Genomic DNA, 22,482 nt, shown 5'->3' on the forward strand with positions numbered 1-22,482 from the left:
CGCGCAGGGGGGGAGCCGGCGACGCCGCACCGGGGGAGGGGCCGCCACGGCGCCGGCCGGAGTCCGCGAGGGCTCCGGCCGGCGCTGTACGGCGGTCAGCCCGGGTAGTAGCAGACGTTGGGAATGACCGGGCCGCCGTTGACCCCGAAGATCGCGAAGCCCATGTAGGCACGTGTCTGCGGGCCGTACTCGCCGTCCTCGGCGATGTTCGCGTACACGATGTCCTCATTGATCTTGTGCTGGGCGTACCGGACGGCGTCCCGGGTCTTCGGACCGTAGTTCCCGTCCAGGCTGAGCGACCGCGCGTAGCAGTTGTTCAGCGCCTCCTGGAGCACCAGCACCGCGGAGCCCGAGTGGCCGTAGGTGAGGTAGCAGCTTTTGTTTCCGGTCTGCCAGCCGACGGTGGGCACGTGCATGTCCGCGCCGCCCGGGTAGCCGCCGACCCGGTAGAAGGTCAGGCTGGTGCACGGGCTGGACGCCTGTGCGGCGGTCGGCGCGGACAGCGTCAGGCCAGCGCCGGCCAGTAGGGCTACGAGGACGGCTGCGGCGCGGCGACGGCCGTTGCGACTCTGCTGGAGCGGCATGATCTCCTCCTGGGGTGTCGTTTCCGGGATGGACCCGGTGTGCTCCAGAGCATCGCTACCGCCCGTCTACGGTTTCCTGTCCGAACGTCAATTCACCGGGACGGCAGGCCCTGATCGGAAACGGTCCATGATGGCCGCTGCACAGGTGGACGTCGTCCGCAACCGCTGGCCGCAGCGCCCCGCGTGAGCCGGTGAACAACTTCACAAGCGGTGGGCGACCGTCACCCACCGTGCCTACCGTCGGTCGGGTCCACCACCGTGGACGCCGCGACCGGCAACGCCAAATCCTGCCCCCGGTCGTCGGAAACAGAACCCGGGCAGGAGCGGGGGACCCAACGTTCCTCGGTGCATGTCACCTCGGGGTGAAGCCGCCAGCGCGCGGCCGGGCTCCTCGGCCCGAACCCGACAGCTCACCTCGCCGGCGTGGAGGAATGATCCATGACGTCTGCGTACACCCCCCGTCATCGACGGGTCACCACCCGCCGCGTCGCCGTCGGTACCCTGGCGGTCGGCGCGGTCACCGGCGCCGTCGCCCTCTTCGGCCCGGCGGCCCCGGCCCAGGCCGGTGTCAACTGGGACGCGATCGCCCAGTGCGAGTCCGGCGGCAACTGGAAGATCAATACCGGGAACGGCTACTACGGCGGGCTGCAGTTCTCCCAGGGCACCTGGGCCGGCTACGGCGGCACGAAGTACGCCGCCCGCGCCGATCTGGCCAGCCGTGGCGAGCAGATCGCGATCGCCGAGAAGGTGCTCGACGGGCAGGGCATCGGCGCGTGGCCGACCTGCGGCCGCAAGGGCGGCTCGTCGGGCGGTACCTCGACGAAGTCCACCGCGAAGTCCCCGACGAAGTCGACCTCCAAGTCGTCGACGTCCACCTCCGGCAAGGAGCGGCCGGCACGCGGCGACCAGCCGGCTACCCGTGGTCACGAGCGGACCGCCCCGGCGGCCGGCGGCGACACGTACGTGGTCGCGCCGGGGGACACCCTGTCGGAGATCGCCGAGCGGCACCCCCGCAGCGGCGGCTGGCAGGCCCTGTACGAGCGCAACCGTCAGCTGATCGGCGCGGACCCGGGCCTGATCTTCCCGGGGCAGCGGCTCGCTCTCTGACGTACGTACCGACGAACGCTCGGCCGGGTCACCGGCCGAGCGTTCGTTCGTCTGGCGCTGTCCTCGCGGGACGGGTCACGCCGCCGAGGCGGCCGACCTCGCCTCGCGGCGGGCCATCACGTCGCCGTTCCAGCCCCAGCGCTGCGCCGGCGCGGCGGCCTCGGCCGTCCAGCCGGTGCCGCCCCCGCCACCGTCGATGGCCGTCTCGACCGAGTCGGGGGTGCTGCGGGCCAGTCGCAACGACTGCTCGGCGGTCGTACGCGCCGCACACGGCCAGGACTGGCCGGCGCACTGGAGGTTGCGGCAGCGACCCTCGTCGTCGGCCTCGTGGGCCTCGAGCACGTCGACCGCGAGCTGCCAGAGCAGCGGGTCGGTCACGTCGCCCGGACGTTCGGCACGACGGCTCGGTCGGTTGCTGGTCTCGTCGGACATGGGCCCCCCTCGTCAGGCTTTCCCCTCAAGACTTCACCTGTGTGCGGCCGGCTAAACCGCCGACCTGCTGTGATGTGTCTCCGGTCGCAGCAACCGGGGCGCTCTAGTCCGGCAATAGCGGCATCTCGACACCGGGAGCGCGGCCGAGCAGCGCCGCCCGGGTGAGCGCCGTCGAGCCGAAGCGGTCGCGGACCGCGTCCACGGCGGCGTCCAGGTCGGCCCCGGTGTTGGCTTGGAACGGCAGCTCCGGCTGCACCGGGTTGTCGTCCAGGTTGCCGACCGAGACGCCGAGCAGGGTGACCCCGCGCCGGTCGATCTCCGGTAGGGCGGCCCGCAGCAGTGTCCGGGCGGCGGCGAGCAGTGCGGTGGTGTCGGCGGTCGCCTTGGCCACGGTGTGCGAGCGGGTGGCGCGGGTGTAGTCGCCGAAGCGGAGTCGCAACACCATGGTGCGTCCGGACCGTCCGGCCGCCCGCATCCGTCGGGTGACCCGGTCGACCAGACCGGCGAGGATGGCGTCCAGTTCCTCCGGCGCAGGTGGGGTACGCCCCAACGCGTGCTGCGCGCCCATCGAGCCCCGCCGCCGGCCCACCTGCACCGCCCGGGGGTCGCGGTTGTGGGCGAGAGCGTGCAGGTGCAGGCCGGCGCCGGCCCCGAGCAGGGACACCAGCGCGGCCTCGCCGAGCCGGGCCACGTCCGCGACGGTACGGATCCGGCGTTCCCGCAGCTTCGCGGCGGTGACCGGACCGACGCCCCAGAGCCGTTCCACCGGCAGTGGATGCAGGAACGCAGTCTCGGCGTCGGGGGCGACAACCAGCAGCCCGTCCGGCTTCGCCACTGCGCTGGCCACCTTCGCCAGGAACTTCGTCCGGGCCACACCCACCGTGATCGGCAGGCCGACCCGGTCGCGGACCTCCCGGCGCAGCCGCTGGGCGATGTCGGCCGGTGTGCCGACCAGCCGGCGCAGCCCGCCCACGTCGAGGAACGCCTCGTCGATGGAGAGCCCTTCGACCAGCGGCGTGGTCTGTCGGAAAATCTCGAACACCGTCCGGCTGGCCTGCGTGTACGCCGACATCCGGGGCGGCACCACGATCGCGTCCGGGCAGAGCCGTCGTGCCTGCTGACCCCCCATCGCGCTGCGCACACCCCGCGCCTTCGCCTCGTAGCTGGCGGCCAGCACCACGCCGCCGCCGACGATCACCGGCCGTCCGCGCAGGCGCGGGTCGTCACGCTGCTCGACCGACGCGTAGAAGGCGTCCAGGTCGGCGTGCAGGATGTGGGCGTCGTGCGACACGTACACATGTTCGCATGACGGCCGGTCGTCGCGGCAGTGAGCTGGGAGAACGCCCGCTCAGTCGAGGCAGAACTCGTTGCCCTCCGGGTCTGCCATGACGATGTGACCGGCGCCGAGCGGGGGAGCGGGCTCGTGTCGGGCGAGCCGTGTGGCACCCCGAGCGGTGAGCCGGTCGGCCTCCGCCTCCAGGGCCGCCATCCGGTCGTCACCCGTCAGCCCCGGCGCGGCCCGCACATCGAGGTGGACGCGATTCTTGGCCTGCTTGCCCTCCGGCACCCGCTGGAAGAACAGCCGTGGCCCCGCCCCCGTGGGGTCGACCACCGCCGACGCGTCGTTGCGTCGCTCCGGCGGCACGCCCATCGCGTCCAACGCGGCCTCCCACGAGTCGAAGCCCCCGGGCGGGCCCTGCAACTCGTAGCCGAGGGTGTCGGCCCAGAACGCCGACAGGGCGGCAGGATCGGCAGCGTCGAACGTTATCTGCACTTCACGGGCCATAGCAGCATCCTCGTTCCCGGTCCGGTCGGTCATGTCGCCATCCTCTCGCGACGGACCGACAGGATCGTTGCGACAGCGGGTGCGGTCCGGTCACAGGTCGTCGAAGGGGCGGGCGTAGCGGAATTCGCCCCGGATCGATCCGTGCCAGGCGGTCAGCGGTCGGGCCATGAAGTACTGCGGGCCCCACGGCTGCGGCGGGGTGACGCCCAGCTCGACGGCCGGCCGGAACCCGAAACGCGGGTAGTACTCGGGGTGCCCGAGGAGCACCACGAGCGCCTCGTCTCGGGCGTCGGCGGCGCCCAGGACCGCGTGCATCAGGGCGCTGCCGACCCCGCGTCGCTGCCAGCCGGGCAGCACGCCGAGCGGCCCGAGACCCAACGCCACCGGCGCACCGGCCACGCGGGCCCGCGTGGCCACCACGTGACCCACCACCAGGCCGTCCGTATCGACCGCCACCAGGGAGTACGCGGGCAGCCACCCGTCGTCGACGCGCAACGCGTCCACGAGCGTCGCCTCGACCGGCAGGCGACCGTCGCCACCGCCGTCGGTGCTCCTGGTGGCGGTGTCCGTGCTGGGCCCGTGCTCCGGATCGTGGTCCGGATCGTGGTCCGGCCCGTGGCCCGGATCGTGGTCCGGATCGTGGTCCGGCCCGTGGCCCGGATCGTGGTCCGGCCGGTGGCCCGGATCGTGCTGCGGCCCGTGCTCCGGATTGTCGGCAGGGCCGTGGTCGGCGGCGGCGAAGGCCGCGGCGTGCACGGCCCGGATGGCGTCGATATCGGCGGGGGTCTCACGTCGGATCAGCACCGCGCCACCATAGGTCGGCCGGGAACACGACTCCACGAGTTATTCGCGCGGCGCCGGATGACGCCGAAGGAGACTCTGGCGGACCCGCTTCTTGGGGGGTGTCGGATGGCACCGCAGAGGCCTCGGGGCGGAAGCACCACAAGAAGCGTGATGCCTGTGAGTCATCAAGATGACTCACAGGCATCACGCTCTTCGGGCGGCGGGCCGGTGGGGCGCGGGCCGGTGGGGCGGTAGGCCCGGCGGCGGTTGGCGGCGGCCCGGTGGCCCGGTGGCCCGGTGGGCCGGTTGGGGCGGTAGGCAGGTTGGCGGCGGGCCGGCGGGCCGGTAGGCGGCGGGCCGGTGGGGCGGTAGGCAGATTGGCGGTGGGCCGGTGGGGCGGTAGGCAGATTGGCGGTGGGCCCCGTGGGCGGCGGGGCGGTGGGCGGGATCAGCCGACGGCGGTGGGTGACGGCGGGGCGCTGCCGCCCTGGGGCGCCTCCGGGATCATCAGCCGGATGATCTCTTTCTGGTCGGCAGGGGAGGGCAGGCCCCAGTGCGGGCGGTACCCGTACACCTCGTGCAGTGGGGTGGAGCCGGTGCGGCCGTCCAGGATCTCCACGGCGTCCGTGCCGATCAGGCCGGGGTGTTCCACGCCGCAGGCCTCGGCGACCTTGGTCAGGTCCCGGCGCAACGTCGCCAGGTAGTTGGCCGCCCGGACGGACTTGAGCGTCGGGTCGAGGCCCCGGGCCAGCCACGCGTTCTGTGTCGCCACCCCGGTGGGGCAGGTGTCGGTGTGGCACTTCTGCGCCTGGATGCAGCCGATCGACAGCATCGCCTCGCGGCCCACGTTGACCATGTCGCAGCCGAGTGCGAACGCCACCACGGCGTTGTCCGGCAGGCCGAGCTTGCCGCTGCCGATGAACACCACCCGCTCGTGCAGGTCGTGTTCCGCGAAGACCTTGTAGACCCGGGAGAAGCCCTGTTGGAACGGGAGCGACACCGAATCGGTGAAGATCAGCGGCGCGGCGCCGGTGCCGCCCTCGCCGCCGTCGACCGTCACGAAGTCGACGCCCCGGCCCGTGTCGCGCATCAGGCCGGCCAGCTCCTGCCAGAAGCTCAGGTCGCCGACCGCCGACTTGATGCCCACCGGCAGGCCCGTCTCGGCGGCCAGCAGCTCCACCCAGTCCAGCAGGCTGTCGCAGTCGGAGAACTCGGCGTGCCGCGACGGGCTCACGCAGTCCCGCCCGGCCGGGATGCCCCGGGTCGCGGCGATCTCGGCGGACACCTTCGCTCCGGGGAGCAGGCCGCCGATGCTCGGCTTCGCCCCCTGGCTCAGCTTGATCTCCAAGGCGCGCACGGGAGCACCGGCGACGAGGTCCTTGAGCCGGTCCAGACTGAACCGGCCGTGTTCATCGCGGCAGCCGAAGTACGCCGTACCGAGCTGGAAGACCAGCTCACCGCCGTTGCGGTGGTACGGCGACAGGCCACCCTCGCCGGTGTTCTGCAGACATCCGGCGAGGGCGGCGCCCTTGTTCAACGCGGTGACGGCGTTGCCGGAGAGCGAGCCGAAGCTCATTCCGGAGATGTTGACCACCGACCCTGGCCGGAAGGCGCGCGCCCGATCCCGGGCCGCGCCGAGCACCTTCGCGCACGGCAGTCGGACGTCGTGCCCGGCCGTCGGCGACGACGGTGGCACGGCCCGGCCGAACGTGCGGTGCTTGATGATCGGGTACCCGGGCGTGAACTCGATGTTGTTGTCCGTACCGAAGCCGAAGTAGTTGTTCTCCTGCTTGGCGGACGCGTACACCCACCGGCGCTGGTCCCGGGTGAACGGCCGTTCCTCGTCGTTGCCCGCCACGATGTACTGCCGAAGCTCCGGCCCGATCGCCTCCAGCAGGTACCGGGCGCGGCCCAGCACCGGGAAGTTGCGCAGCAGCGCGTGGTCGCGCTGGATCAGATCCCTCGCGGCGAGCGCCGCGACGGCGGCGGCGACCGCGGGTACGGCTCGACGGGCCCAAGTCATGCCCAGCACTCTTTCCGCCCGCACCGCCGGCCAAACCGACCGGTCGCGCCGACGCGCTGGTCAGGACCCGGGCTGGGAGATGTTGACCAGCCAGCCAGCCAGCCAGCCAGCCAGCCAGCCAGCTAGCCAGCCAGCCAGCCAGCCGATGCCGCATCGTCGCAGGCCGACGGAGGGCCGACAACGAGGCGCGCGGCTTCGCGCTGGTGATGGGCCCGGTGCGGTGCGGGTTCGACCCGCACCGCACCCGGTGGCTCAGCGGTGCCGGAACGACTCGCGGACGGACCCGCCGACGATCGTGCACCACGTGCTGGTGCTGAGCTTGCCGTTGCGGGGCAGGCCGTGCAGCGCCTGAAGGTCCTGCACCGCCTTGCGGGTGGCATGGTCGTAGGCCCCGGTGACGGTGACCGCGTACCCCTTCTTGGCCAGGATCTCCTGCACCGCGGTGACCGGCGCTCCGCTCGCGTGCTGGTCCAACTCGGGCGCCAGCGTCTCCCAGGTCGCCGTGGTCAGCGTGGCGTCCACGTCCACCGGGATGCCGTTGCGGGCCTGCCAGTCCTGCACGGCGGCCACGGTCGCGGCGTCGAACGTGCCGCTGACCGTCACGGCGTAGCCCCGGAAGGCCAGCAGGTGCTGCACCACCCGGACCGACGGCGAGTTGACGAACCGCCACAGGTCGGGCCAGCGACGGGCCGGCACGTCACCGAGCGAGGTGCCGAGGGCGGCGTGCACGCGCCGCCGCAGCTCGGGGAACTGCCGGTAGAAGGCCGCGCCCGGGCAATCGGTCGTGCGGAAGTCCCAGTGGCCGAAGATGTCGTACGCGTGCAGCCCGTACTGCCGGCTGATCGCGACGCAGAGCTTGACCAGCGAGTCGGTGAGCGCCTCCGGTGGCGTCTCGGTGACGTAGGTGCCCTCGTTCTCGATGCCGATGGCCCGGCCGTTCTCACCCGGGCAGTGCGCCGCGATCATCTGGCGGTCGCCGGCTTCGAGGCGTTCCAGGCTGCCCCGGCGGCCCTCCAGTACGTAGCCGCCCCGGCTCACCGTGAAGTGCTGACCGGAGTCCGACCAGCCGTTGCCGTCCATGTGCAGGTCCTGGCAGTCGTGGGCCAGCTTGACCGCCTGCTCGCGGGAGTAGTCGGTGACGTTCGGGAACGCCATGTGATGCACGATGATCTTGTTGGTGGCGATGGCGCTGACCGACAGCGGGTCCGCCGGTGGGCGGGCGCCCCACTCGTCGCAGCCGATGATCCAGTCCAGGTCCGTGCCGGGGGCGGCCTGCGCCGCGCCCGAGAAGGCGAGTTCACTTCCGACGACGGCGACCGCGGCCGCGCCGAGACCGGCGCGCAGCAGTGTCCGGCGGTCCACTTCGGAATGCTCGACGTGCATGACAGCTCCTCCTGCGGCCGACGGCGGGGGGATGAAAAGTAGCTCCAGTGGCCGCACGCAACACGGAGAATATTGCCAGACCCGCCGGCGCGCCAGGGGTCGGCGGCGTTTCCCTGCGCGCTGGTGGGGGTAGGTGGGGCCGACTATCCCCGCTGCCCCTAAGGAATGACCAGATGAGTGACAACGTCAGCGACGCGGTGGGCGACGCCCTCCGCTCGGTGATGCTCTTCCTGCCCAAGGCCGTCGCCTTCGTGGCGATCCTGGTGGCCGGATGGCTGATCGCCAAGGCCGTGTTGAAGATCGTGGAGAAGATCCTCGAGCGGGTCGGCTTCGACCGCGCCGTCGAGCGCGGCGGGATCCGTCGGGCGCTCAACCGATCCCGGTACGACGCCAGCGACATCGTCGCGAAGCTCGTGTACTACGCGGTGCTGCTGCTCACCCTCCAGCTGGCCTTCGGCATCTGGGGCCCCAACCCGATCTCCGACCTCATCACCGCCGTGGTCGCGTGGTTGCCCCGCGCCTTCGTCGCGATCGTCATCGTCGTGGTCGCCGCCGCCATCGCCAACGCCGTCAAGGACATCATCGGCGGCGCGCTCGGCGGGCTGTCGTACGGCCGGGCTCTGGCGGGCATCGCCTCGGTGTTCATCCTCGGCCTGGGCGTCATCGCCGCGTTGAACCAGATCGGCGTGGCCACCGCGGTCACCACCCCGGTGCTGATCGCCGTGCTGGCCACCGTCGGCGGCATCCTCGTGGTCGGAGTCGGTGGTGGCCTCATCCGTCCGATGCAGAGCCGCTGGGAGTCGTGGCTGACCCGCGCCGAGCAGGAGTCGCAGCTGATCGCCACGCACACCCGCGCCTACCGTGCCTCCCGCGCCGAGGCCGAAGCCGAAGCCGCCCGCGCCGAAGCCGCTCGTGTCGAGGAGGCTCGCGCGGCAGAGGCCCGTGCCGAAGCCGCTCGTGTCGAGGCCGAAGCGGACCGCTCGACCGCCGCCCGCGCCGACGCGGACCGCACGTCGGCCGTCGGCCGCCCCTTCGAGGCGGACCGCACGTCGGGGACCACCCTCCCGTCGGATGCCGACGTCACGCAGGTAACGACCCGATCCGCCGACCCCGACACTACGCAGATCGTGACCCGCCCGTCCGACGCCGACGCCACGCAGATCGTGACCCGCCCGTCGGACGCGGACGCCACGCAGATCGTGACCCGGCCGTCCGACGCGGACGCCACGCAGGTGACCCCTCGTCAGTCCGATCCCGAGGTCACGCAGGTGGTCACCCGGCCGTCGGACGCGGACGCCACGCAGGTGCGGCCGTCGACCGATGACACGACGCAGGTGGTGGGCCCCGGCCGGGAGGCCGACACGACCCAGGTGATCAGCGGCGGTGCGGTCCCCGGGCAGCGCACCGGCGACGACAGCGAGACCACGACGGTCATCCCGCCCGTGGATCCCGACCGGCGCTGAGCCGGGTCGGGCCGAGCGGCGGGCCAGCGGGGCGGAATCCACCGGGATTCCGCCCCGCTCCCGTCTCGCTCGGCCCGTCGAGAAGCCTGGCCGGGGTCGGCGCGGCCGGTCTACCATCGCCGACATGACCTGGCGACATTGATCCCGCCCCGTAGGCCACACCCGTGGGCCACCGCGGACACCGCACGTCCGGTGTCCGCGTCCACTCCCACGGGAAGGCCCCCATGAACCATCTCGCCGCGCGCGTGCCCGACCCGGCGGTGCGCCGCCTCTCGGCGACCCTCTACGGGTACGCGTTCCTCAGCGACCTCGTCCTGCTCTACCCGCTGTACGTGGTGCTCTTCGCCGACACCGGCCTGTCGGTGGGGCAGATCTCGTCGCTGTTCGTCATCTGGTCGGGCGCCGGAATCCTGTTCGAGGTGCCGTCCGGCGCGTGGGCCGACGTGGTCTCCCGCCGGCTGCTGCTGTGCCTCGCCCCGCTGGTGACCGCCGCCGGCTACGCGCTCTGGGTGCTGTTCCCGTCGTACCCGGCCTTCGCGGTCGGTTTCCTGCTCTGGGGCGCCGGCGGCGCGTTGGTCTCCGGCGCGCTGGAGGCACTGGTCTGGACCGAGTTGGCCCGCCTCGACGCGAGCGACCGGTACGCCCGCGTGCTCGGCCGCGCGCGCACCGCGGGCGTCCTGGGCGTGGTGGTCACGGGGGTGCTCGCCGGCCCGGTGTTCGCCGCCGGTGGGTACCCGGCGGTCGGCGCGGGCAGCGTGCTCGCCTGCCTGCTCGCCGCGACCGTCGCCACCCGGTTCCCCGAGCACCGCCCGCCGCCGGACGCGCCACCGCCGCCGGACGCGCCACCGCCGCCTGTCGCGCCACCCTCCGTCGCCCTGCCACCGCCCATCGCCCCGCCACCGCCCGTCGCCCCGCCACCGCTCGTCACCCCGGACGACGGCGCGCCGCCGGTCGTGGCGTCCGGTCCGGACGACCACGACGACGAGCTGACCTGGACCGGGACGCTGTGGGCCGGTGTGCGGCAGGTCCGTACGCGGCCACCCGTGCGGGCCGCCGTGCTGCTGGTCGCCGTGGTGGCCGCCGACTGGGGAGCGCTGGACGAGTACACGCCGCTGCTGGCCCTGGACACCGGCGCTGACGCGCGGGCGGTGCCGCTGCTGCTCCTGTTGCTGTGGGCCGGCGTGACCGTGGGCGGGCTGCTCGCCCCGGTGGGCGAACGGCTCGGCCGTCGGGGCTACGCCGCGCTGCTGGGGCTCGTCGCGCTGGCGCTGGCCGGGGGCGCACTCGTCCGGCATCCGGCCGGTTTCGTGCTGCTCGCGGTGGCGTTCGCGGCCGCGCAACTGGCGACTGTCCTGGCCGACGCGCGACTACAGGCCCGGATCACCGGCGGCAGCCGCGCCACCGTCACCTCACTGGCCGGGATGCTCACCGACGTGCTGATCATCGGGACGTACGCCGGGTACGGGCTGGTCGCCACGGCGGCCGGCAACGCGGTCGCGTTCGCGGTGGCCGCCGGGGCGTACCTCGTGGTGGCGCTGGTGGTGCGGGGTCGCCGACGCCGCCCCGCGGCCGTGCGTGACGACGTCGCCGCGACCGGTGCGCGCGGCCCGGGGTGAGGTCGTGGCCCGGCGGCGGTCCCGCCGTCGGCCGTCGTCGTAGGTCGGCGGGGCCGTCAGGACAGTTCGCCGTCGAGGTAGACCCAGCGACCGTCCGCGCGGACGAAGCGGCTGCGTTCGGTCAGCGTGCCCGGCCGACCGGCCTCGCGGTAGTGGGCGTGGAACGTGACCGTGCCGGTGGCGTCGAGCAGACCACCGCGCTCGGTCTCGACGATCTCCAGCCGGGTCCACCGCTGTGCCGGGTCCAGTTCCAGCCGTTCCGGCCGGGTGTCGGAGTGCCAACTGCGCAGCAGGTAGCCGGTGTCGTTCCGCGCGAACGCGCTGAACCGGGAGCGCATCAGCGCCTCGGCGGTCGACGCCTCGGCGGTGCCGCCGTGCACGGGGGCGCAGCAGTCGGCGTACGCCCCGCCGGACCCGCACGGGCAGCGCCCGCCGGTCGTCGCGTCCGCCCGCCGGCCTCGTCCCGCTCTGCCCACCGGCCCATCCTGCCGTACCCGCCGGCCGGCCGCGAGAACCGGTCGCCCACGCGTCGACGGACAGTGATGGTCGACGATCGCCCCTAGAATCCCCAACATGACGCGTTCCCCGGCGGTGTCGCTCGCTCCGAACGTCTGGCGCATCCCCACCGTGGGGCGCTCGGCCGTCAACTCGTACGCCTTCGTCGACGACGACGGCAGCGTGACGCTCGTCGACTGCGGGCTGGCCAAGGCCCCGGCCCGGATCGTGCGCGGGCTGGCCGCGATGGGCAAGACGCCGGCGGACGTCACCCGCATCGTGCTCACCCACGCGCACCCCGACCACGCGGGCGGGGCGGCCGAGATGTCCCGCCGTACCGGCGCGCCGATCGCCGCGCACGCCGCCGACGTCCCGTACGCCGAGGGCGGCCACAACCCACCGGTGGACCCGGCGGTGACCGGCGGCCGGTTCTTCACCCGGATGGCCGGCGGCCGGTTTCCGGCCGTCCAGGTGGCGCAGCCGCTCGCCGACGGCGACGTGCTCGACGTCGGCGGTGGCCTGCGGGTGGTGCACACCCCCGGGCACTCGCCCGGTCACGTGTCACTGCTGCACGAGCCGACCCGACTGCTGATCACCGGGGACGCGCTGTTCAACGTGCTCGGCGTCCGCTGGGCCCCGAAGCTGTTGTGCAGCGACTACCGGATGACGCGGCAGACCGCCCACGTCTTCGGGGAGTTGGAGTACGACATCGCGGCGTTCACCCACGGCCCGGAGCTGACCGACCGGCCCCGCGAACGGATCCGCGCCTTCCTCGCCCGCGGCCGATCCTGACCCCTCGCCGATCTTGCACATGCTGTCCCCGCATTGCCGGCAAAGGGTGCATGTCGGCGACCGGAAGTGCAAGATCACGGGGGTGGGGGTCAGAGCCAGCCCGAGCGGCGGAACAGGCGGTACAGGGCGAGCGCGGCCACCGCCATCAGGGCCAGCGCGCCCGCGTAACCGTAGCGCCAGGCCAGCTCGGGCATGTGATCGAAGTTCATGCCGTAGACGCCGGCGATGCCGGTCTGCGTGGCGGCGATCGCGGCCCACGCGGCGATCTTTCGCATGTCGTTGTTCTGCTCGACGGCGAGCTGCGCCAGGCGGGACTGCACGATCGAGGTGAGCAGATCGTCGTACGCGGCCACCCGGTCCACGGCCCGAGCCAGCCGGCCGTCGACGTCCACGAACCAGCGGTGCAGGGCGCGCGGCGGTCCGTCGCCGGTCGGGTCGAGCAGTGTCCGCAGGGGCGTCTGGAGCGGAAGCACCGCCCGCTTGAACTCCACGACCTCCCGCTTGAGCTGGTAGATGTGCTGAATGTCGGCCGACCGTTCGCGGGCGAAGACCGCCTCCTCGACGCGTTCCAGATCGCGCTCCACGTGCCCGGCCACCTCCAGGTACGTGTCGACCATGCGGGCGCAGACCGCGTACGCCACCGCCCAGGGACCGGCGGCCAGCAGCGCCGGCCGGCGTTCGATGTCGGCGCGGACGTCGCGCAGCGCCCCGGCCGCGCCGTGCCGCACGGTCACGGCGAAGCGGTCACCGAGCAGCACCATCACGTCACCGGTGTCGATCACCTCGGACGTGTCGGTCAGCTCGGCGTGCTCCACGTACCCGGCGGTCCGCAGCACCAGCAGGGTGACCGGCCCGTGCCGCTGCACCGTGGGCCGGTGCCCGTCGGCGAGCGCCCGCTCGACGGTCAGCTCGTCCAACCCGAAGGTGCGCCCCACCGCGGCGAGCACCGCCGGCCCCGGCTCGTGCAGTCCGAGCCACACGAAGGCGTCGCGGGTGCGCCGGGCGCGCGCGTACGCGTCGTCGTAGTGCGGTCGGCCCGGCTCGCGGCGACCCTTGACGTACACGGCGCAGTCGACCACGGCGTCCGGATTGGACCGCCGGGGGGCGGGAGTCTCGCCTCCGGGACGGCCGAGCAGTCGACGGGCCAGGGCGCGTACGCCCCGACCGGCCCGGTCCCGTACCGCTCGCTGATCCACCACGCGCCCCCTCCCCGCGCACCGTCGCGGCCACGGCGCTCGCAGGGCATGGTGCCACCGGATTCTGCCCAGCGGCGTCCGGCCCCCGACAGTGGGGCGCTTACCTCAGGCGGTACGGGTGGCGGAGACGACGATGTTGTCCACGTAGTTGCCGGTCGCGTCGTCGAACCGGCCGCCGCAGGTGATCAGGCGCAGTCCGGCGACGTCCGCCGGGCCGTAGACCAGGCCGCTGGGGAAGCGGTCCTTCGGGTACGCGTGGACGCCGTCCACGGTGAACGTGGCGACCCGCGCGTCGGCCCGGGTGACCTGGATCTCCTGGCCGGCGCGCAGGCGTCCGAGGTCGAAGAAGACCGCCGGGCCGGCGGGGGAGTCGACGTGTCCCACCAGGACGGCGTTGCCGGTCTCGCCGGGGCTCACCCCGTACCGGTACCAGCCGGCGAGGGTCGGCCGGTCCAGGGGCGGCACCTCCAGCACCCCGGCGGAGTCAGCACCGACGGGGACGATCTCGGCGCGTACGTCGATGGCGGGGATCCGCACCCGGACGGGCGCTGCGTGGGGGAGGGGGGCCAGGTCCGGCGCGGGACGGGTGCGGGTCGGCGCGTCAGCCGACGGCCCGGGTGGCCGCTCCGGGTCGGCGGTGAGGCCAACCGTGATCAGCCCCAGCCCGCTGACGCCGAGGAGGGCGACCACGGCCGGCAGGCTTCGCCGCCACCACACGTGCGCACCTCCGTAAGGGCTCGTCGGGGTGCCCGCGCCGGTCGTACCGGCACGGGCACCCGACCTCTTGGGATGGAGCGGTCGCCGGTCAGGCGACGGTCGACACCGGGCGGCGTCGGCGTACCAGCAGCACCGCGCCCGCGGCGGCCGTGCCGAGCAGGGTGCCTCCGGCGGCGAGCGCGCCCGCGTCGCGTCCGTCCCGGTTGTCGCCGCCCGAGCCGGCCGGGGCACCGCCGATCGGGGTGACGGCGAAGGTGGCGCTGCCCGCCGAGCTGCCGTCGCCGCAGGTCGCGGCCACCGTGTACGTGCCGAGGGTGAACCCGGCGGTGAACAGTTCGGCGCTGAGCCCGCCGCCCGCGGCGGCCGTGGTGGATCGGACGTTCTCGTCGCGGTTGGGTCCGGTGACCCGGAAGATGACGTCACCCGACTTCGGGTTGCAGGTCGTCGCGGTGAGCACGACGGTTCCTCCGACCGGGGTGGTGGCCGGTGACACGACGGTGTCGGCCAGTGCGGCGCCCGGCAGCAGGAGCGTGCCGAGACCCACGCCGAGCGCCGCCGAGCAGAGTGCTGTTGAGACCTTCATACGCGTCTTCCCTCACTTTTCGTCCGCTGACTGCGTGGGACGTCGTTCGGGTGGCCAACTCCGTGACTAGCACCGGTGTGCCCAACACTAGGTGGGTTGGGACCCCGATCAGGTGAAAATGAGAAACCTTCGTTGCCGTCACGTGTCCACCCGAAGGCGGGGGAGAGCAGCCCTTGGGCCTGCACGGACCGACCGGCGTCGGTGCTCCGGTCGATGTCCGCTGCGGTCGGGCTGTCACCCCTGGGCCGATGGCGAGGTATCGGCTCCGGCGGCGCCAATGCTCCTCATCGCGCGCGCGTGGATCGGCGAGGGCGGGGCCTGGATCAGCGAGGCGTCAGCCGGCCTGGGTCGGCGCGGCGATCGGCTCGCCGGTCTCAACGAGGGTCTTCAGGCTGGCCAGCAACTCCGGCCAGCCGCCGCTGCCGTCAAGTTGGCCGCTGATGGCCCGGTGCATCTCGCTGTCCGGGGAGAAGCCGTCGTGGCGGACGATCAACCGGACGGCCGACTCCCCGTGCGGCTCGATCTCGAAGGTGACCGTCGATCGGCGCTCGCCCAGTCGGACGGCCAACTCCTCGGGGGACCAGCCGAAGTGCTCGGCGTGTTCCGGCTGGAAGCCGTGCCAACTGTAGGAGAGGCGTCGGTAGGGCTCGGCGACCAACACGCGCTGGCCGAGATCCCGGGGTTCGACGTCGGGCGCGTCCTGCCAGAGCACGGGCGCGCCGACCGTCCAGTCGGACACCAGCGCGACTCCGCCCCAGTAACGGCGGGTGAACGCCGGTTCGGTGAGCGCGGCCCAGAGACGTTGCGGCGTGGTGGCGACATACGTGGTGCAGACGAACGTAGGGCTCTCCATGGGCTGTTGCTCCAATGCTGTGGTCAGGTCGGCGAGCGCGGCGGCACGCTCCCGGTCGTAGCGGCTGAGCCAGCGGTCCGCGATCGCGTTTATCGGAGCGGCGTTGAGGTAATGGACCTTCTCGCGGCCGCGTCGTTCGGTCGCTACGAGGTCGGCCGCCTCCAGCACCGACAGGTGTTTGCTGACGGCCTGACGGGTCATGGACAGCCCTTCGCAGAGCTCCCGCAGGGTCTGGCCGTTGCGGTCGTTGAGCCGGTCCAGCAGTCGACGCCGGCTGGGGTCGGCCAAGGCCCGGAACGCGTCGTCCACGACTCTCCCTCGACAGGGAACCGAACAGTTACCTGTGCACCATAGGCAACCAAATGGTTGCGTGTCAACGCGATGGCGGCGCGTGGTCGAATCGCACCGTGTGGCAGCGTGGGGCGGGTGACCGATCCCGCACGGCTCGACGTCGACCTCGCGCTGCTCGGCGGCGGGGGCGCCGCCTCGCTGCTGCTCGCCGCGCTGGACCGGCACGGCGTCCGGGGCCCGCGGATCGCCGTCGTCGACCCGGTCCGTCGGCGCGGTCAGGACCGCACCTGGGCGTTCTGGGGCCACCCCGACATCGACCTCGACCCGCTGCTCAGCGCGAGCTGGCACCAGGTCGAGGTGGTCACGCCCGCGCGGCGTCGCGTCCTGGACCTGACCCCCCTGCGGTACGCCATGCTGCGCTCCGGCCCGGTCTACGACCGGGCTGCCGAGGCCGAGCGCCGGCTGGACGTGACGCGGATCGCGGCACCCGCCGACGTGGTCCGCGACGACGGGACCGGGGTGGTCGTGCGCACCGGCGACGGGCGGGAGATCCGGGCCGGCTGGGCACTCGACTCCCGCCCCCGGCCACCGGCCCGCGCCGGGCGGACGACCTGGTTGCAGCACTTCCGTGGCTGGTGGCTGGAGGCCGACCGGCCGGTGTTCGACCCGCGGCGGGCGGTGCTCATGGACTTCCGCACCCCGCAGCCCGCCCGGGGTGTCTCCTTCGGCTACGTGCTCCCGGTGAGCGACCGGTACGCCCTCGTCGAGTACACCGAGTTCTCGCCCGACCTGCTCACCGACGCCGGCTATGACACGGCGCTGGCCGGCTACCGCGACCTGCTCGGGCTCGACCCGGACGGGCTGCGGGTCCGCGAGGTCGAGAACGGGGTGATCCCGATGACCGACGCGCCGTTCCCGGCCCGGCCCTCCCCGCGCGTCGTACGTCTCGGCACGGCCGGTGGCGCGACCCGGCCCTCCACCGGCTTCACCTTCTCCGCCATGTACCGCCAGGCCGACCAGGTGGCCCGCGCGCTCGCCGCCGGCCGGCCGCCGGTGCCGGCCCCCGCCTATCCGGCCCGGCACCGCTGGATGGACGCGGTGGCGCTGCGCGCGCTGGATTCCGGTGGCGTGGGCGGGCCCGACTTCTTCGACCGGCTCTTCGACCGCAACCCGGCCGAGCGGGTCCTGCGCTTCCTCGACGGCGTCACCAACCCGGCCGAGGAGATCGCGATCATGAACTCGACCCGGCTCCTGCCGATGATCGCCGCCACGGCCGGCGACGCCGCGCTACGCCTACGCGACCGCCTGCGGCCCGCCCGTCCGGCTCCGGCCATCCCGGCGGCCGTGGTGGGCGGTCCGCAGCGACCCGTCCCCTCCCCGGAAAACTGACCCGACCCGGTCAGCGTCGGGCCGACACCGCGTCGCGAATCAGCACCCGCAGGTCCTCCATCGGGTCACCGTCGCCGGCCCCCAGCAGGGTCTTCGTCGCCGCGACCGTCAACCCCAGCTCCGGGTACGCGTACGCGAGGCTGCCGCCGCTGCCGGCCGCGCCGAACGAGCCGTCGTCGTCCACCGCGTACCCGAGGCCCCAGGTCGTCTCCTGCCCGAACACCCACTCCGGGCCGGGCGGCCCGTCCGGCGTCGTCACGGCCCGGAGCCGGGTCGGCGAGATCAGCCGGACGCCGTCCACCTCACCGATCAGGGCGGCGAGCATCCGCGCCGCGGCGCGGGCGGTCATGGTGCCGGTCGCCGGCACCTCGGCGGTGAGGACGTCGGCCCGGCCGCCGACCTGCGCGCCTGGACGGACGCCGGGCGGGGCGACCCGGTCGAAGTTCGGCAGGTTGGCGCTCGCGAAGTCGAACAGCGCCGACAGGTTGCGGTCCTCGACCCGGGCCAGCCGGTCCAGGTCGGCGGCCGGTACCGCGAGGTACAGCTCGTCCGCGACGCCGAGCGGCCCGGCCACGTCCTCGGCGAGCACCGCCGAGACGCGCCGGCCCGTCACCCGGCGCACCACCTCACCGACCAGCCAGCCGAACGTCCACGCGTGGTACGCCTTCACCGCGCCCGGCGCGGCGATCGGCTCGGCGTCGGCCACGATCGCGCACATCCGGTCCCAGTCGGTGAAGTCCTCCGGCGTCACGTCCACCGGCAGGGCGGGCACACCCGCGGTGTGGGTGAGCGCGTGCCGCAGGGTGACCCCGTCCTTGCCGTGCCGGCCGAACTCCGGCCACACGTCGACGATCCGCAGGTCGTAGTCCAGCTCGCCACGCTCGACCAGCACGTGCACCACGGTGGCGGTGAGGGCCTTGCCGGTCGACACGCTCCAGATCGGGGTGTCGGCGGCGAGTGCCCGGCCGGTGGCCCGGTCGGCGGCCCCGGCGTGCACCTCGAGGATCGGCTCGCCGTCGAGGTAAGCGGCGACCTGCACCCCGGACTCCCGCCCGGCGGCAATCAGCTCGTCGATCGTGCTTAATACGTCGGCTCGCAGGCCGTCCCAGTTTCCGTCCACGACGGTCGACTCTGACAGACCGGGCCACGGTCGGCGCGCGATTTTCGGCGACCGTCCTACCCGGTGAGGAGGCGGTCACGCAGCCGGGCGGTCAACGCCTCGTCCACGCCGAGCCGGTCGGTGGCGTAACCGACAACCGATCCGTACGCGTCAGTCAGATCGGCCAGGAAGTGCCGGATGATGGCCTCGGGCGCGCGACCGTACCCGGGCCAGAGCAGCTCACGGTCGGGGTTCAGCGCCTTCCAGTCGGCGATGAGGCGCGCGGTGGCCAGCTCGGTGAGCGCGAAGTCGGCGGCGGTCTGCTCCTCGTCGACGCCGAGCAGGGCGAGCAGCAGCGCGGCCAGCAGGCCGGTGCGGTCCTTGCCGGACGCGCAGTGGAAGACCAGCGGTGCCTCGGCGGCGGCGATCACCTCCAACGCCTGGCGCAGCTCGGCGACCCCGTCCTCGGCGACCTCGGCGTACCGGTCGGCGAGGTAGCGCCACGGATCCACCGTCGGGTCGATCGTGGCCTGGTTGTAGGGGCGGTGCTCCACGCTGAGGTTGTGCCAGGCCAACCCGTCAACCTGCGGCGCGCGACCCCGTGCCGCGATTTCCGACGGATATCGCAGGTCGATCACCGTGCCGACGCCGAGGGCGTGGAAACGGTCCAGGTCGGCGCCCGCCAGCTTGCCCAGCGAGTCCGAGCGGTAGAGCAGCCGCCAGCGGACCGTACGCCCGTCGTCGGTGCGGTAACCGCCGAGATCGCGGAAGTTGTGTAGATGGTCGAACGCCACGTGCCGCTCCATCCGGCCGACCCTAGTGCCTTCGATGTCGCCGCGCCGGCCCCCGAACGGCCGGCGCACGGTCGCCGCCCGGTAGGTTGCCTGCCATGGTGGACGTGGCGGCCGGCAGGGGCGTGCAGATCTGGACCGACGGGGCGTGCAGTGGCAACCCCGGGCCGGGCGGCTGGGGGGCGCTGCTGCGCTACGGCGACCACGAGCGCGAGCTGTGCGGCGGCGAGGCCACGCCGACGACCAACAACCGGATGGAGCTGATGGCGGCCATCCAGGCGTTGGAGAGCCTGAACCGGCCGGTCACCGTCGAGTTGCACACCGACAGCACGTACGTGCGCAACGGCATCACGAGCTGGCTGGCGTCGTGGAAGCGCAACGGCTGGCGGACCGCCGCGAAGCAGCCGGTGAAGAACGCCGACCTGTGGCAGCGGTTGGAGGCGGCCTGCGAGCGCCACGAGGTCACCTGGCTGTGGGTCAAGGGGCACAACGGCCACCCGGAGAACGAGCGCGCGGACGGTCTGGCCAACAAGGGCATGACCGAGGCGCGCGCGGCGCTGGCGAGCCGCTAGCCCCGGCGGGTCGCGTCGGGGTGTCCCGGCATGCTCGACCCGCCGCCGCTGCTGCCGGACGAGCCCCCGGCGACACCCGAATTGTCGCCCTCGGTCACGATGTCCGGCCGCTCGTCGGTGTCGGCCGGCGCGGGGACCTCGGTGTCCGTCTCGACCTGCACCAACGGCACCTGGCCGGCCTCGTCCTCGCTGTGCTGCGGGTCGCCCGGCAGCTCACCGTCGCGCTTTCGGTAGCCCACGCCGTGCCTCCCGTCGGTGCCGGTCCGCGTCGGCGGTGGCTACCCGGCGGGTCACCCACGAAACCTCGTCCGCCGGCCGCTGCCGGCTCGGCGGCCGGGGTTGTCGGCGACGGGGTGTCCGGCCGGCGGGGGATCGGCCGGCGGACGCGGACCTCGTACCGTCGTCAGCGCCGCCGCCCACGGCGGCTCGCAGCCGGGGCGCGCACCGGGGTGAGCGCGAGCGCCGTCCAGTGCGGCGGCCGGATCAGCGTCGCCGGCAGGGCCGTGCGCGCGTCACCACGCGCGGCGTCGAGCTGCGCCTGGTGCAGGAACAGCGTCGTCCGCAGGTCCGCGCCGCGCAGGTCGGCCCCGCGCAGGTCCGCACCCGTGACATCGGCCAGCGTGAGGTCCACGCCGCGCAGGTCGGCGCCGATCAGCAGCGCGCCGCGCAGATTGGCCCGGCGCAGGGCCGTCCGACGCAGGTCCACGCCGAAGAGGTGCGCGCCCCGCCGGTCGATGCCCCCGGGAGCGCGCGCCGCGTCGCTGGCGCGCGACAGCAGCGGGTTGACCCGGGCCCGGTGCGCGTCGACGTCCACCGCGCGCAGGCGAGTCGGATCGCCCTCGGTGAGCCCGGTGATCTCGACGCGGGCGCGGTCCAGCTCGGCGCGCAACCCGGCCGAGGGGCCCAGCGACAGCGCCTCGGTGAGATACCAGAGCAGTTCGTGCAGCGGACGCAGCACCCGGAACGCCTCGGCCATCGCCGGCAGGGTCTCCGGAGCGTCCCGCCAGTCCCGCCCACCGAAGGTGACCTGCGCGACCTGCTGCCCCGCGCCGAAGCAGTCGAAGACGGTGCAGCCCGCGAATCCGCGCTCCCGCAGCTCCGGGTGGATGCCGCAGCGGTGGTCCGGGCGCAGGTTCGGGCAGGCCCGCCCGGCCGGCTTGTCGATGGCGAAGTCGGCCGACGCGGCGAAGGCCGGCACCACGCAGCACAACCCGAAGCAGCGCGCGCAGTCGGCCCGCAGCGGCGTCGGCCCGGGGCTGGGCGGCACGGGCACACTCCTCCTGGTCGGTGGCACGCGGGCGGTCACCAGTGTCCCGCCCGGCACCCGACGAGTCGAAGCCGGGTCACCCTCCGTGCGTGTCGCCGGCCGCCGCGGCACGAGGAACGGGGGTACGCGGACCCTCCGGCGGCGGCACCAGTCGGCGAACTGCCCGCTGCCCGTCGCCGTGCCCGTACTTCTGGTCGAAGTGCCGGGCCACGACGGCGGCCGGCGTCCGGTCGCCGTCGGCCGGCTCAGCCAGCGCGAACACCGCTGGCATCGCTCCCGGGCGGGGCGGCAGGACGGCGCGCACGGTCAGCGGGCCGGTCACCCGGAACGCCCGGCAGTCGACGTAGTGCTGCCCCTCCACCGTCACGTAGGGCACGCGCACTTCGACGACGTCGGAGTCCTCGTGGCGCAGAGTCACGGTCACCGACCAGTACTGGTCCAGGTTCGAGGTCTCCCGCTGGTGCTCCCACAGCTCCTCGAAGCGGGAGTGCACGAATCCGCCCCACGGGCTGTCCATGTCGACCTCGAGCTGGGGCACGTTGAACGACAGCTTCCCGATCGGGAAGAACGAGATCAGCGCCCGACTGTCCCACTGGTAGAGCTGGATCGACGGGGACGCGTCGTAGAGCCGTACCTGTAACCGGTGTCGCACCGCCGGATCGAGGCCGTCGGAGAACGCGGCGAGGTGCCGCAGGTTGGTACGGATCTGGCGCGGCACGTCCACCCGTTGCCGCTCCAACTCCTCGGAGCGTTGCTGCGCGGCCGTGCAGTCGGGATCGAGCAGGAGCAGTTGGACGTGGGCGCCGTTGCTGAGCGCCGCGCGTACGGCGTCGAAGGTCTCCTCGCGGTGCCGCTGCTCCAGCAGGATCGTCCAGGTGTCGAGGATGCGGACCCGGCGCGCCGAGCGGCGCAGGCGCGTCACGAACGCCGCCTGGTCGAAGCTCAGGTGCTCCTGCACCCGGGCTTTGCGGGCCTCTTCGAACAGCGGATCGAAGATGACGTACGAGATGGCCGCGAGCACGACGCTGGACCCGAGGTTGAGCAGCAGGTCGCTGAGGAAGCCGGCACTGCGCCAGGCGGCCACCAGCATCACCAGCGCGACACCGAGCAACGGCCCACCGACCACGAAGGCGCGTCGCTGGCGGCCCCGCCCCGCCCACTTGGGCATCCGGTCCCCTTCCGTCGTGGCCCATGCCCGCCGAGATGCGGAGGATACGTGCCGGCTTTGCCGCTCGCTGTCCCGTTCGCGACCGGTCGTTT

General features: G+C 73.3%; 22 protein-coding genes, 1 pseudogene and 1 riboswitch. Of the genes and pseudogenes, 6 read left to right on the plus strand and 17 right to left on the minus strand.

From position 1 onward, the window contains the following. Positions 1-95: 95 nt before the first annotated feature. Positions 96-584 carry a peptidoglycan-binding domain-containing protein gene (locus AB0B55_RS17395; RefSeq protein ID WP_357121590.1) on the minus strand — a complete coding sequence of 163 codons (489 nt, stop codon included), beginning with the start codon at positions 582-584 and terminating at the stop codon, positions 96-98. A 268-nt stretch (positions 585-852) separates the two neighbouring features. Continuing rightward, a riboswitch (cyclic di-AMP (ydaO/yuaA leader) is annotated at positions 853-1,023 on the plus strand. On the opposite strand from AB0B55_RS17395, the gene AB0B55_RS17400 reads away from it, so the two are divergent. Further along, positions 1,023-1,691 (plus strand): transglycosylase family protein, encoded by a 669-nt coding sequence (locus AB0B55_RS17400; RefSeq protein WP_357172188.1) that lies wholly within the window; start codon positions 1,023-1,025, stop codon positions 1,689-1,691. It overlaps the preceding riboswitch by 1 nt. A 75-nt stretch (positions 1,692-1,766) precedes the next feature. Here the strand turns inward: AB0B55_RS17400 and AB0B55_RS17405 are convergent, their stop codons facing one another. The 6 genes from AB0B55_RS17405 to AB0B55_RS17430 all read right to left on the minus strand — a co-directional run bounded on the left by AB0B55_RS17405 (position 1,767) and on the right by AB0B55_RS17430 (position 8,098). Then, positions 1,767-2,123: a hypothetical protein gene (locus tag AB0B55_RS17405; RefSeq protein WP_357121596.1), complete on the minus strand. Its 357-nt coding sequence runs from the start codon at positions 2,121-2,123 to the stop codon at positions 1,767-1,769. Positions 2,124-2,226: 103 nt separating this feature from the next. Beyond that, on the minus strand, positions 2,227-3,414 hold the full coding sequence (gene dinB, locus AB0B55_RS17410; RefSeq protein ID WP_357172189.1) for a DNA polymerase IV: 1,188 nt from the start codon (positions 3,412-3,414) through the stop codon (positions 2,227-2,229). A 57-nt stretch (positions 3,415-3,471) separates the two neighbouring features. Next, on the minus strand, positions 3,472-3,909 hold the full coding sequence (locus tag AB0B55_RS17415; protein WP_357172190.1) for a VOC family protein: 438 nt from the start codon (positions 3,907-3,909) through the stop codon (positions 3,472-3,474). A gap of 90 nt (positions 3,910-3,999) precedes the next feature. Next, positions 4,000-4,713 carry a GNAT family N-acetyltransferase gene (locus tag AB0B55_RS17420; RefSeq protein ID WP_357172191.1) on the minus strand — a complete coding sequence of 238 codons (714 nt, stop codon included), beginning with the start codon at positions 4,711-4,713 and terminating at the stop codon, positions 4,000-4,002. A 427-nt stretch (positions 4,714-5,140) separates the two neighbouring features. Beyond that, entirely contained in the window at positions 5,141-6,715 is a 1,575-nt protein-coding gene (locus AB0B55_RS17425) for an FMN-binding glutamate synthase family protein (protein WP_357172192.1), read from the minus strand. 252 nt (positions 6,716-6,967) lie between these two features. Continuing rightward, the gene (locus tag AB0B55_RS17430; RefSeq protein ID WP_357172193.1) at positions 6,968-8,098 is read right to left on the minus strand and encodes an N-acetylmuramoyl-L-alanine amidase; all 1,131 of its coding nucleotides are present in this window, start codon (positions 8,096-8,098) and stop codon (positions 6,968-6,970) included. A 173-nt stretch (positions 8,099-8,271) separates the two neighbouring features. Here AB0B55_RS17430 and AB0B55_RS17435 point away from each other — a divergent pair. Beyond that, positions 8,272-8,994, plus strand: a pseudogene (locus AB0B55_RS17435) (hypothetical protein); the annotation flags it as partial. Positions 8,995-9,785: 791 nt separating this feature from the next. Continuing rightward, a complete protein-coding gene (locus AB0B55_RS17440) occupies positions 9,786-11,177 on the plus strand; it encodes an MFS transporter (protein WP_357172194.1) in 1,392 nt (463 codons plus the stop codon). 56 nt (positions 11,178-11,233) lie between these two features. Here AB0B55_RS17440 and AB0B55_RS17445 read toward each other — a convergent pair whose 3' ends face one another. Beyond that, a complete protein-coding gene (locus tag AB0B55_RS17445) occupies positions 11,234-11,653 on the minus strand; it encodes a YchJ family metal-binding protein (protein ID WP_357121615.1) in 420 nt (139 codons plus the stop codon). Positions 11,654-11,750: 97 nt separating this feature from the next. Between AB0B55_RS17445 and AB0B55_RS17450 the strand changes: the two genes are divergently transcribed. Further along, positions 11,751-12,464 carry an MBL fold metallo-hydrolase gene (locus tag AB0B55_RS17450; RefSeq protein WP_357172195.1) on the plus strand — a complete coding sequence of 238 codons (714 nt, stop codon included), beginning with the start codon at positions 11,751-11,753 and terminating at the stop codon, positions 12,462-12,464. An 89-nt stretch (positions 12,465-12,553) separates the two neighbouring features. Here AB0B55_RS17450 and AB0B55_RS17455 read toward each other — a convergent pair whose 3' ends face one another. The 4 genes from AB0B55_RS17455 to AB0B55_RS17470 all read right to left on the minus strand — a co-directional run bounded on the left by AB0B55_RS17455 (position 12,554) and on the right by AB0B55_RS17470 (position 16,122). Continuing rightward, positions 12,554-13,660: a magnesium and cobalt transport protein CorA gene (locus AB0B55_RS17455; RefSeq protein ID WP_357172266.1), complete on the minus strand. Its 1,107-nt coding sequence runs from the start codon at positions 13,658-13,660 to the stop codon at positions 12,554-12,556. Positions 13,661-13,765: 105 nt separating this feature from the next. After that, positions 13,766-14,377 (minus strand): class F sortase, encoded by a 612-nt coding sequence (locus tag AB0B55_RS17460; protein ID WP_357172196.1) that lies wholly within the window; start codon positions 14,375-14,377, stop codon positions 13,766-13,768. 88 nt (positions 14,378-14,465) lie between these two features. Next, positions 14,466-14,960, minus strand: coding sequence for a hypothetical protein (locus tag AB0B55_RS17465; RefSeq protein WP_357172197.1), 495 nt, complete (start codon positions 14,958-14,960; stop codon positions 14,466-14,468). A 334-nt stretch (positions 14,961-15,294) separates the two neighbouring features. Beyond that, complete coding sequence (locus AB0B55_RS17470; protein WP_357172198.1) at positions 15,295-16,122, minus strand: metalloregulator ArsR/SmtB family transcription factor; 828 nt, start codon at positions 16,120-16,122, stop codon at positions 15,295-15,297. A 72-nt stretch (positions 16,123-16,194) separates the two neighbouring features. Between AB0B55_RS17470 and AB0B55_RS17475 the strand changes: the two genes are divergently transcribed. Continuing rightward, positions 16,195-17,493 carry a lycopene cyclase family protein gene (locus tag AB0B55_RS17475; RefSeq protein WP_357172199.1) on the plus strand — a complete coding sequence of 433 codons (1,299 nt, stop codon included), beginning with the start codon at positions 16,195-16,197 and terminating at the stop codon, positions 17,491-17,493. Between the two features lie 10 nt (positions 17,494-17,503). On the opposite strand, the gene AB0B55_RS17480 is transcribed toward AB0B55_RS17475, so the two are convergent. Continuing rightward, positions 17,504-18,613, minus strand: coding sequence for a serine hydrolase domain-containing protein (locus AB0B55_RS17480; RefSeq protein ID WP_357121636.1), 1,110 nt, complete (start codon positions 18,611-18,613; stop codon positions 17,504-17,506). A 56-nt stretch (positions 18,614-18,669) separates the two neighbouring features. After that, positions 18,670-19,398 carry a tyrosine-protein phosphatase gene (locus tag AB0B55_RS17485; protein WP_357172200.1) on the minus strand — a complete coding sequence of 243 codons (729 nt, stop codon included), beginning with the start codon at positions 19,396-19,398 and terminating at the stop codon, positions 18,670-18,672. A gap of 83 nt (positions 19,399-19,481) precedes the next feature. On the opposite strand from AB0B55_RS17485, the gene rnhA reads away from it, so the two are divergent. Continuing rightward, positions 19,482-19,955: a ribonuclease HI gene (gene rnhA / locus AB0B55_RS17490; RefSeq protein WP_357172202.1), complete on the plus strand. Its 474-nt coding sequence runs from the start codon at positions 19,482-19,484 to the stop codon at positions 19,953-19,955. On the opposite strand, the gene AB0B55_RS17495 is transcribed toward rnhA, so the two are convergent. From AB0B55_RS17495 to AB0B55_RS17505, 3 genes are all read right to left on the minus strand, one after another. Continuing rightward, positions 19,952-20,194: a preprotein translocase YidC gene (locus AB0B55_RS17495; RefSeq protein WP_357121644.1), complete on the minus strand. Its 243-nt coding sequence runs from the start codon at positions 20,192-20,194 to the stop codon at positions 19,952-19,954. The genes rnhA and AB0B55_RS17495 overlap by 4 nt on opposite strands. A 164-nt stretch (positions 20,195-20,358) precedes the next feature. Further along, positions 20,359-21,222, minus strand: a complete 864-nt coding sequence (locus AB0B55_RS17500) for a pentapeptide repeat-containing protein (RefSeq protein ID WP_357172203.1) — start codon at positions 21,220-21,222, stop codon at positions 20,359-20,361. A 76-nt stretch (positions 21,223-21,298) separates the two neighbouring features. Continuing rightward, the gene (locus AB0B55_RS17505; RefSeq protein WP_357121650.1) at positions 21,299-22,390 is read right to left on the minus strand and encodes a hypothetical protein; all 1,092 of its coding nucleotides are present in this window, start codon (positions 22,388-22,390) and stop codon (positions 21,299-21,301) included. Positions 22,391-22,482: the final 92 nt, after the last annotated feature.

The sequence above is a fragment of the Micromonospora sp. NPDC049107 genome, from assembly GCF_040648595.1.
In the GTDB taxonomy this organism is placed as follows: domain Bacteria; phylum Actinomycetota; class Actinomycetes; order Mycobacteriales; family Micromonosporaceae; genus Micromonospora.

Coding starts and splice junctions, on each gene's coding strand:
- AB0B55_RS17395 (WP_357121590.1), bottom strand. CDS start 584: ATGCCGCTCCAGCAGAGTCGCAACGGCCGTCGCCGCGCCGCAGCCGTC.
- AB0B55_RS17400 (WP_357172188.1), top strand. CDS start 1,023: ATGACGTCTGCGTACACCCCCCGTCATCGACGGGTCACCACCCGCCGC.
- AB0B55_RS17405 (WP_357121596.1), bottom strand. CDS start 2,123: ATGTCCGACGAGACCAGCAACCGACCGAGCCGTCGTGCCGAACGTCCG.
- AB0B55_RS17415 (WP_357172190.1), bottom strand. CDS start 3,909: ATGGCCCGTGAAGTGCAGATAACGTTCGACGCTGCCGATCCTGCCGCC.
- AB0B55_RS17425 (WP_357172192.1), bottom strand. CDS start 6,715: ATGACTTGGGCCCGTCGAGCCGTACCCGCGGTCGCCGCCGCCGTCGCG.
- AB0B55_RS17430 (WP_357172193.1), bottom strand. CDS start 8,098: ATGCACGTCGAGCATTCCGAAGTGGACCGCCGGACACTGCTGCGCGCC.
- AB0B55_RS17440 (WP_357172194.1), top strand. CDS start 9,786: ATGAACCATCTCGCCGCGCGCGTGCCCGACCCGGCGGTGCGCCGCCTC.
- AB0B55_RS17450 (WP_357172195.1), top strand. CDS start 11,751: ATGACGCGTTCCCCGGCGGTGTCGCTCGCTCCGAACGTCTGGCGCATC.
- AB0B55_RS17465 (WP_357172197.1), bottom strand. CDS start 14,960: ATGAAGGTCTCAACAGCACTCTGCTCGGCGGCGCTCGGCGTGGGTCTC.
- AB0B55_RS17475 (WP_357172199.1), top strand. CDS start 16,195: ATGGCGGCGCGTGGTCGAATCGCACCGTGTGGCAGCGTGGGGCGGGTG.
- AB0B55_RS17485 (WP_357172200.1), bottom strand. CDS start 19,398: ATGGAGCGGCACGTGGCGTTCGACCATCTACACAACTTCCGCGATCTC.
- rnhA (WP_357172202.1), top strand. CDS start 19,482: ATGGTGGACGTGGCGGCCGGCAGGGGCGTGCAGATCTGGACCGACGGG.
- AB0B55_RS17505 (WP_357121650.1), bottom strand. CDS start 22,390: ATGCCCAAGTGGGCGGGGCGGGGCCGCCAGCGACGCGCCTTCGTGGTC.